Consider the following 6128-nt stretch of genomic DNA (forward strand, 5'->3'; position numbering starts at 1 on the left):
GGCATCCGCCAGAAACGGGTCAGCTCGGCCAGCTCCAGAACCGGCTCGATCCCGGCTTCCAACGGTTCGGCCTCCAACGGCTGTTCCTGAAATGCTTCAGCAGTGATCGATTCGCGGTTTGCCGCCGGCAACCACTCAGCGGCGAAGCTCGGCACCTCTCCCTGAAATGCCTGCGGACTAAAGGGAACCAGCGGGTGGCTATGACACAGGAATCGCTCAAGCCGGGCGGCAGACTGATCGACGGCCAGTGCCTCGTCGCCCTCAAGCCTATAACCTTGCTGACAATACTCCAGCAGCTCACTGACCAGAACCGACGGCATTTTCTCGCTGTTATCCTGAATAGATCGGCCCACATAGCTGATATACAAGGTTTCCTGAGCCGACTGAATAGCCTCGAGGAAAAGGTAACGGTCATCATCACGGCGGGAGCGATCGCCGTACTTACCGCGACCGGCCATCAAATCAAACCCTTCCGGCGGTATTGAGCGCGGATAGACTCCGTCATTCATTCCCAGCAGGCAGACCACCTTGAACGGGATCGAACGCATCGGCATCAAGGTACAGAAGTTCACCTGACCAGCAAGGAATCGCTGGCTGACACGCTCGCCCGACAACTTGTCATTTAGGTAGCCCCTCAAGACTGCCGGGCTGATATCTGTTCGGTAACCGGCATCGTCAAGCTGCTGCTCCAGTTGCTGCAATTTGTCGCGGATCATCCGCAATACCATTTCACCGTCGGTATCGACGGCAAAAAAATCATCCAACAACTGGTTCAGACAGCCAATCCATGCCCCGACAGGTTGCGACTGGGCTAGCTGCTGACGGTAATGCATCAGGGTTTCAATGAACAATCCAAGCTGCCCTGCCAGCTCGGCATCCATCCCCTGCACTTCATCGTATGCCAGCACGCCATGGTACAAACCGGCTCCCTGCGGCATTGCATAACCGAGCAGCATGCGCTGCAAACCAAAGAGCCAGGTATTTTGCGGCTGCTGAGGTAGCTGAAATTCACTGGCAGTTTCCCCGTCCAGCCCCCAGCGGATCCCCACTTCTTCAATCCATTGCTTGATCCGCTCAAAACGCTCACTGTCAAAACCAAATTTGGCCATCACCGCCGGTACTTCCAACAGCTCCAGCAGTTCTGATGCCTGACAACGGCTCTCCGGCAAGCTCAATAGCCTCAAGAAAGCCAACAGCACCGGGTTTTCCTGATCGGCACTACGGTCAGAAATCGAGAAAGGAATATATCGCTCGCCGGGGGCATTGCCGAATACTGCCTGAATATATGGGCTGTAGTTGTTGATATCAGCCACCATCACCACCATGTCTCGCGGCGACAGTGAGGGGTTATCAGTCAGCATTCTCAGCAGGTTGTCATGCAGCACCTCCACTTCTCGCATCGGAGAATGGCAGGCATGGACAGTCAGAGAGCGATCATGCGGCAAGACAGCCTGTTTATGGTGGCTTGACTCGGTAAGCTCATCATTGACGCGGTCTTCAAGATTCAGGATATCGGCCTGAATCGAGTGCAGCAGTGAATCCGGCTCGATATCAACAAACGCCTCGACATCATATGCCTCCATCTCGGACAGCAAATACAGGTTATCGCGCCCCAGCTTGCCCAGCGAGGCCAACAGGGTATTCCCCACCGCCCCCTCATGGGTATCGTCGATAATATTGTCTTCAATATCCCCTTTGAGCGGCGACACCACCTCTCCCCGTTCGCTGTGATCGGCACACCACTGCAACTGCTGACGCTGCTTGGCCGCCAGACGGGCCAGATACTTGCGATCCCGCACTTCGCCCCAGTAATGGCGGCAGGGGTTGGTAAACATCAGGTGGACATCGATATGCTTACCCAAGGCTGCCAGCGCATCGAGGTAGCGTGGCGGAAGCGCAGAGATACCAAAGACAAACAGTCGCTTCGGCAACCCTTCCGGCAAGGGAGCACCACTTTGCAAATACCCTTCTAGGGTTTCGATAAAGTTGTCATACAAGTTGGCACGGTGATACGGCGACTGGCCGAGCGCCAGGGTATGATCATAAAGGGCCTGCCACAGCAAAGGTTGCCATGGGTGCTCGACCGTCAGCTTCGGGTCGATTTGGTCCGCTTCCCAGTCCTGTATCCACTCCGGCCGGTACACCAGATACTGGTCAAAGATATCTGCAATTTTTCCTGCCAGCTGATAGTGCTTGACCCATTGCTCGTCATCGCTCAGATAGCGCGCCAGCGGTTCGAACTCAGGTTTATCCAGTTGCTTGGGCAGTACCTGCATCAGCTTCCAGGTCATGGCTTCTTTATTGAACGCACTGCGCTGCGGGACGTCACTCAGCACCTCGGTAAACATATTCCAGATAAAGGTTGCCGGCAGCGGAAATTCAAGGTTGGCGGCAATTCCCAGTGACTTGGCCAGCTCAAGCTTCAACCACTGTGACATACCCGGGCTCTGGACCAGAATTTGTTCCTGCTCAAACGGGTTGTCCAGCGGATCGAGACGAATAAGTTCAACCAGAAGGGATTTCAGCAAATCCAGTTGGTTAGAGTGATAGACAGTAAACACGCAGATATCTCACGGACAGAGAAAATTACAACGATTGTCCATCAATAGGCTACTTGCTGCAAACGAAAAAGGCCCGGTTATCCGCCATTTCCAGGGCGAACAATCCAGGCAAGCGACTCACATCAAAGATTGATTAAATGCTCTTTATCCCTCCTGCGGCTGCAGGTTGAACAGTTTGGTTATCGGGCGGTAGTAGGCTAAATAACGGAGTGCGACATAGGACACAACCGCCGTTGATACATACAGTTCAACCGTAGCGAGCAGGGAAACCTGATTAACATATTCGGCCGCTACGCCGTTAGCGGCCATCCAGGCTGCGGTTTTGAACAATGCTGTTGCACCGATAACCATCGGGAAAGTAAAGGCAGCATAGCCCGGGCTGAAATCGAGCCGCAGCAACCGGAAAAACGCGACGTAGATAACAAACGTCATCAGTACCGCGATGCCAGCCAGTAGCGCAATGATCACCGGTGACGGGTTTTGCTCCACGGTCAGGTAACCGGTAAGAGAAAGGCTGGCAGGGGCGGCCATTATCGCAATCGTCGGTTTTGCTGCATCTGGGATCTCATGGCTAAAAATCAAACGATAGACCATGATCGGCAGCATTACCGCGTACACCCCCATACCAAAGACCAACAATCCCTCGGCCAGAGGACGCAGCGCACCGCCGGGAAACGCAACATCCGCCACAATAATGCCAATAGGTGGCACAAACCAGCTTGGCACCATGTGATGAAGCTTGAACTCAACCGCACGGTGATAGACAAACAACACCAGAAAAATAAGATGCAGTATCACGGCAAATAACCACAGTGCCTGAGCCAGATAAGGGGCATACATGCCCACCGCTTTTGACACCACCATCAATGCCATTGCGAAAGTTGGCACCACGCTACCGACCACATGGTGGGTCAGATCTTGCCATAGTAATTTAGGGTGAAGAACGAACTTCGCTATTAGGACCAGCAGTAATATCGAGGCAATGGCCGCGCCAGCAACCTGCCCGCTCCCATCAAGATCGGCAGCATTTTCCCAACACCATCCAAGACTGCCGATACCCAATGCCAGCCCTGCCATTGGGGTCGGCGCACCTGCGACTTTTTTCTTCGTTGCCTTAATCATCTTACCCACTCCGTTTCCTGCCATTTCTTGTCGGCAGAAACACTCTTTTCGGAACACCCTGTGAGTGTATATAATCTTTGTTGTTTGGAATATTTGAATGTTTTTAAACTAGCTTTAAGAATCACTGAACAAAAAGGGGTAACAATGAACATTGCACTCAAACAGCTCAGAGTCTTCATCACCGTTGCCCAGGAGCGAACCATCACAGCGGCCGCCGAAAAACTGTTTCTTTCCAAACCGGCAGTCAGCATGGCACTGTCCGAGCTTGAGAAGCACCTGGGACACAAGCTTTTTGATCGCAATAACAACCGCCTGATCATCAACGAGCAGGGAAAGCGCCTGCTTCCCCTGGCCGACGAACTTCTGGCCCGTAGCGATGACATTGAGCTACTGTTTGACCATGCCGGCCCGATTAGCGGAAAACTAAAAATCGGCTCAAGCGATACGGTCGGCAATCAAATCACCCCTTTTTTGCTCCGCGATTTTCGCCACCACAGCAAGCACGATGATCAATCCCTGTTTATTTCCAATACCGCCCAAATCTGCCACATGCTGAGTGAATTCGAACTCGATATCGGCCTGGTCGAAGGCAAGGTGCAGCAGTCCGATCTGGTGGTTCAGCCCTGGCTGGACGATGAAATGGTGGTAGCATGCCATCCTGATCACCCCCTGACCAAGATAGGCAATCTAAGTTTGTCGGATCTGGAACACTCACAGTGGATTTTACGGGAACCGGGATCGGGCACACGGGAGTTTTTCCTCAACCGTATTGCACCGAGGCTGGAGGAGTGGCAGCAAGCCTTCGAGCTCAACACTACCGAGGCCATCATTAACTGTGCAACAGCAGGCCTTGGGATCACCTGCCTGTCACGGCTGGCAGTCGAGCATGCCGTTAAGGATAACCGTCTGGCTATCCTCGACTTGCCACTCGATACCCACCGCCAATACTGGCTACTTTATCACAGGGAAAAATACCAGAGCCCGCTGCTCAAGCTGTTCCTGGATTTCTGCCAGAGCTGGACGCTGAATTAAAAGGCCCTGGGTCATCGCCTTTAGAGACGATTATCTCCCTGACTAAAGGCAATGATCTGGCTGATCTGGCACAACGGACGGCCACTTTCCTGCTGCCACTCACTGAAGGCCTGCTGGGTAGCCTGCAACGATTTACGGGTATCGCGGCCACCGTCTATCACCCCGATATTACGCAGATAAGCTTCGACATCATGGCTCAGAATAAAGGTATCTTTACCCATGATCCGCAATGTATACGGCCCGGTATTGCCACCAAGGCGCTTACCGTGTGCCTTCAGGTATCGCCATAAGCCGGTAATGTCTTCTGCAGGCCAATCGGCAACCATTGCTGAAAAGGAGCAATGATCCAACGCAGCATCATGGATCATGCGGGCATTTTCAGGAATTGTCATAACCTTTCCAAGGTGGCGAATAATCGCCGGATCCGTCGCTTTTCGCTCCCACATCTCCGTTGGCATCAGCAACATTTTTTCGATATCAAAACCGAAAAAAACCTCTTCGAAGTTTGGCCACTTATTGCGGACAACTTTCCAGCTCATGCCGGACTGAAACACCTTCTGGGTGAACGCTGCCAACCAGCGGTCATCTGGGATTTCCTTTAGCTCTTGCGCGCTTAGAGGGGTGGCCAACAAGCTTTCCAGCTCCGCCTCACCACCTTTTCTATCAGCTGCCCGGGCATAAATATGGGTAAATTTTTCTCGCACCATCACAATAACACGCTTATCACTGGACATAGCCCTTTATGCTACTGTATAAACAGCCAGTAAATCAATTTCGGGAGAGGGTGACCATGGCTGTTATCGTCAAATATGTGGTTGAGCGCAACGGAGAAGAAAAGATGACTTTCACCTCTAAGTCCGAAGCCGACGCATACGACAAGATGCTGGATATGGCTGACGAGATGTTTGCTTTGCTAGGCGAAAGTGAACTGTTCGAAGATGAGGCCAAACAAGAAGAGCTATCGCTGTTCTTGGCACAGAAGCGTGAAGAAGTACTGATTGCACTGGGGGCCAAAAAGAAAGCGGCACCAAAGAAGAAAGTAGCAAAACCTGAAGCTGTTGCCGAACAGCCACAGGAAGATGCAGCTTAATCTCTGCCTTCAGCGGCTTCTACATGAATAAACCTCCATTTTGGAGGTTTTTTTATGCATAAAAAGCCAGTTAACCACTGTTAATAGCCCGGCTTTGGCAAGAATTACGTCATTTTTCACTGATTATCCGCTCCCCCCTTCAATATCATGCCAACTGTCATTATGATGGTTTCCAATCGTATACAATCTGCCTGCATTGCAGCGCAGAGCTCAAAACTTTTACATGGAGAACGATCACTAATGGCCAGCTTTTCACTTGCCCTAGGTACCGCGACTAAAAACCGCGACGGTAAAATTATCGAGGCTTTCTTTCCAACACCTGT

General features: G+C 52.1%; 6 protein-coding genes. 2 read left to right on the forward strand and 4 right to left on the reverse strand.

The annotated features are described in order from the left end of the window. Positions 1-2561, reverse strand: a 2561-nt coding sequence (gene recC, locus MHN01_RS13410; protein WP_239411806.1) for an exodeoxyribonuclease V subunit gamma, incomplete at its 3' end; no start/stop codon positions are given. A 144-nt stretch (positions 2562-2705) separates the two neighbouring features. Continuing rightward, positions 2706-3683: a TDT family transporter gene (locus MHN01_RS13415; protein ID WP_239411807.1), complete on the reverse strand. Its 978-nt coding sequence runs from the start codon at positions 3681-3683 to the stop codon at positions 2706-2708. Positions 3684-3827: 144 nt separating this feature from the next. Between MHN01_RS13415 and MHN01_RS13420 the strand changes: the two genes are divergently transcribed. Next, positions 3828-4715 carry a LysR substrate-binding domain-containing protein gene (locus MHN01_RS13420; protein WP_239411808.1) on the forward strand — a complete coding sequence of 296 codons (888 nt, stop codon included), beginning with the start codon at positions 3828-3830 and terminating at the stop codon, positions 4713-4715. Positions 4716-4735: 20 nt separating this feature from the next. On the opposite strand, the gene MHN01_RS13425 is transcribed toward MHN01_RS13420, so the two are convergent. Then, positions 4736-5422, reverse strand: a complete 687-nt coding sequence (locus tag MHN01_RS13425) for a DNA-3-methyladenine glycosylase I (RefSeq protein ID WP_239411809.1) — start codon at positions 5420-5422, stop codon at positions 4736-4738. Between the two features lie 83 nt (positions 5423-5505). Between MHN01_RS13425 and MHN01_RS13430 the strand changes: the two genes are divergently transcribed. Next, complete coding sequence (locus MHN01_RS13430; protein ID WP_075762681.1) at positions 5506-5805, forward strand: YebG family protein; 300 nt, start codon at positions 5506-5508, stop codon at positions 5803-5805. 116 nt (positions 5806-5921) lie between these two features. Here the strand turns inward: MHN01_RS13430 and MHN01_RS13435 are convergent. After that, positions 5922-6128, reverse strand: a 207-nt coding sequence (locus MHN01_RS13435; RefSeq protein ID WP_239411810.1) for a hypothetical protein, incomplete at its 5' end; no start/stop codon positions are given.

Origin of the sequence: Photobacterium sp. OFAV2-7 (assembly GCF_022347985.1) — a bacterium.
Lineage (GTDB): Bacteria > Pseudomonadota > Gammaproteobacteria > Enterobacterales > Vibrionaceae > Photobacterium.

Excerpts from the sequence above, each read along its gene's own strand:
- MHN01_RS13415 (WP_239411807.1), bottom strand. The coding sequence starts at position 3,683 with ATGATTAAGGCAACGAAGAAAAAAGTCGCAGGTGCGCCGACCCCAATG.
- MHN01_RS13420 (WP_239411808.1), top strand. The coding sequence starts at position 3,828 with ATGAACATTGCACTCAAACAGCTCAGAGTCTTCATCACCGTTGCCCAG.
- MHN01_RS13425 (WP_239411809.1), bottom strand. The coding sequence starts at position 5,422 with ATGGTGCGAGAAAAATTTACCCATATTTATGCCCGGGCAGCTGATAGA.
- MHN01_RS13430 (WP_075762681.1), top strand. The coding sequence starts at position 5,506 with ATGGCTGTTATCGTCAAATATGTGGTTGAGCGCAACGGAGAAGAAAAG.